General features: G+C 50.2%; 2 protein-coding genes. Both read right to left on the reverse strand.

The window, feature by feature from the left end:
- Positions 1–11: 11 nt before the first annotated feature.
- Positions 12–1,022: a CDP-glucose 4,6-dehydratase gene (gene rfbG, locus ABEV74_RS20865; RefSeq protein ID WP_430149237.1), complete on the reverse strand. Its 1,011-nt coding sequence runs from the start codon at positions 1,020–1,022 to the stop codon at positions 12–14.
- 53 nt (positions 1,023–1,075) lie between these two features.
- Entirely contained in the window at positions 1,076–2,401 is a 1,326-nt protein-coding gene (locus ABEV74_RS20870; RefSeq protein WP_430149239.1) for a hypothetical protein, read from the reverse strand.
- Positions 2,402–2,732 lie beyond the last annotated feature (331 nt).

Here is a 2,732-nt window from a genome sequence, read left to right on the forward strand (position 1 = left end):
CCACGGAGATTTTACACTAACGTCTTGCGGATCGCCTGATCCAAGCGCCACCTTGGGGACCAGCCGAGGCCGCTTTTCGCCTTGGAGCAGTCCAGCTTGAGCGCACGCGCTTCGTGCGGATGCTCCCCCGGCTGAATAGAGTAAGCGGCGTCGGCCCCCCACAGGTCGCACACCTTGCGCACGACGCTTTCGACCGGCTGGACGTCCTGATCGTCGGGGCCGAAATTCCAGCCGCCCGAATACGCGGGGCCTTCCACGTAGAGCCGCTGCGCCAGCAGCAAATATCCGGCGAGCGGCTCCAGCACATGCTGCCACGGCCTGGTGGACCCGGGATTGCGGAGCTCGATGGGCTCGCCGCTTGCCAGTGCGCGAAAGCAATCGGGGAGCAGCCGGTCCGCTGACCAGTCGCCGCCCCCAATCACGTTGCCCGCCCTTGCCGAGGCGACGGCGACGCCGTGGGAGGCATGTGCCGCCGGGGGAAAATAGGAGCTGCGGTAACAGGCTGTAATCAGCTCGGAGCATGCCTTGCTGCTGGAATACGGGTCGTGCCCGCCCAGCGTATCGTTCTCCCTGTACCCCCACGGCCATTCTTGGTTCTCGTAGCATTTGTCGGTCGTCACATTGACGACGGCCTTGATTCGCCGCTTCCCATTGGCAACAATCCGCACCGCTTCGAACAGATGGACTGTCCCCATGACATTCGTTTCGTACGTCTGCACCGGCATCCGGTAGCCCGTTCTGACCAGCGGTTGGGCAGCCATATGGATCACGATGTCCGGGTCCGCATCGTCCATCGTCCGCACAAGGCGTTCGAGCTGCCGAACATCCCCTGTAACGGTTCGCGTACAGCCGCCCACCCGACCGGCCTCAAACAGACTGGGGCGGGTCGGCGGAGCAAGCGAATAACCTGTCAGTACGGCGCCTAACGAATGGAGCCATAAGCTGAGCCAAGAGCCCTTAAATCCGGTATGCCCGGTCACAAATACACGTTTTCCTTGCCAAAATTGCCTATCGATCATCATCTATCACCTCGCAATGCTATCCTGATCATTCGACGAAGTCCGTCGGCGAATTTTTAGTACCGAAGGGTCTGATCGGATCGGCTATATTTCGATTTGAATTCGATGTAATCATTAATTCGGATGACACTCACCAAAAAACCGTGCGGAAATAGATCGATTCCATGTTCCTTCAGCATTTCCGCTCTTTTTTGATGATCCCCTGAGGACCCTTCCAGCATGTCTCTCCATATTTTTTGGCGGATGATGGAAAGGTTGGTCTTCAGCCTTCCTTCCAAAACGATCTCTTTGTCCATGATAGAAGTAACAGCGGAGACCAGATAAGAAAACTCATTATGGTCCCCGTCCGGAAAAGCAACCATTTCTTTGTTTTGGTTAAATATGGCTGTGATTTTTTTTATAGGCCGATAAATTCTTCGGATTTCCATAACAATATAAGTAACGAGGACCAGGACAATAACGGCAAGCCATATCGCTTGCTTCGGGTTCGACGTTTCAATCTGTTCGGCCGGGATCAAATAAACATAATTCCATAAAGTACGTTCCGACCCTTTCAATTGGGCGAAGTAATCTTTGTCGTGAAACGAAGCCATCGCAAAATCAGGAGAGTCCAACAACGGGTTATACACGGTGTGCAATTGATTTTCATCGATCATCGTGCCTGTTAAGCTTTCAAACGCGCCTTTTCCCTCGGGACTTAAAACCCACAGCTCTTTTCCCGGGATCATATGAATCGCGCTGGTAAACAACGCCTTGGGATCCAAATTGACAATGACCAGCGCTTGCGGTTCGTTGCCGACAGCAGGCACCGGCCTAATTAACGAGATCAGCTTCTTGTCCTCTTCCTCTGCGTCATTTGGTATTGGGAACAAGGTTCTGTCATGAATCTGCCAATTCCCTTCCGTTTTTATGGAACCAGCCAGCATGCTCCAATACTCGATGGCAATCGGACGAACAGCCATCGTACCTTTCGCGACCGATTTGGTCAATCCTTCATCGGGCAAAAGAATACTGATACTGTCTATACAGCATAAAGAATCCGAAAAACTATTCAGTTCATTCTTCAAACTGATGAAGTCCGGCAAGTCTTCCGTCAATCTTTTCTTATCAAGCACATTGATTACCGATCTGCTGTTGGTAAACTGAATCGTTTTGGATTCAAAATCCGATAATAAATGATCGATCATTCGTTTACTCGGTTCCATCTCTTGGGAAACTTGGATATTAAAATTCTTTTTCTTTATATTCTCATTGTAAACACTGTTTTGCAGCATGATATATGCCAACGGCAAAAAGGCGGTGACGCACAACACCACCAATAATCGGACATATAGATCTTTGAATCGGCTACTCTTTAAAACCTTGAGTAGAAACTTCAGCATAAATCCACCCGTTTCATCTTGAAGAAATTACGATCGTCATGACTATGTTATCACTTATAAAAGCGCTTGCATAGTCGCCAAATAGGATTTGTTGTGCAGTCAGTGCCTGGACCCGAAAGCATATTGACTTGCTCGACGGCGAGCGTTCGCACGGTGGGTGATGAATCCTGCAGAAAATACAGCATTTCCCCATCTTTCGACAAAAAAGGGACGGATTGTTGTATTTCGTGCAATAATTCAGGGGGGATCGGATTCAATTCGAGGAAAATCGACCGAAATTTTGTACATTATACAACATTGACCCGCCAATGGGTAGTGTCAAGAAGTTTGT

Origin of the sequence: Paenibacillus cisolokensis (assembly GCF_050481165.1) — a bacterium.
GTDB classification, from domain to species: domain Bacteria; phylum Bacillota; class Bacilli; order Paenibacillales; family Paenibacillaceae; genus Paenibacillus_AH; species Paenibacillus_AH cisolokensis.

Excerpts from the sequence above, each read along its gene's own strand:
- rfbG (WP_430149237.1), bottom strand. The coding sequence starts at position 1,022 with ATGATGATCGATAGGCAATTTTGGCAAGGAAAACGTGTATTTGTGACC.
- ABEV74_RS20870 (WP_430149239.1), bottom strand. The coding sequence starts at position 2,401 with ATGCTGAAGTTTCTACTCAAGGTTTTAAAGAGTAGCCGATTCAAAGAT.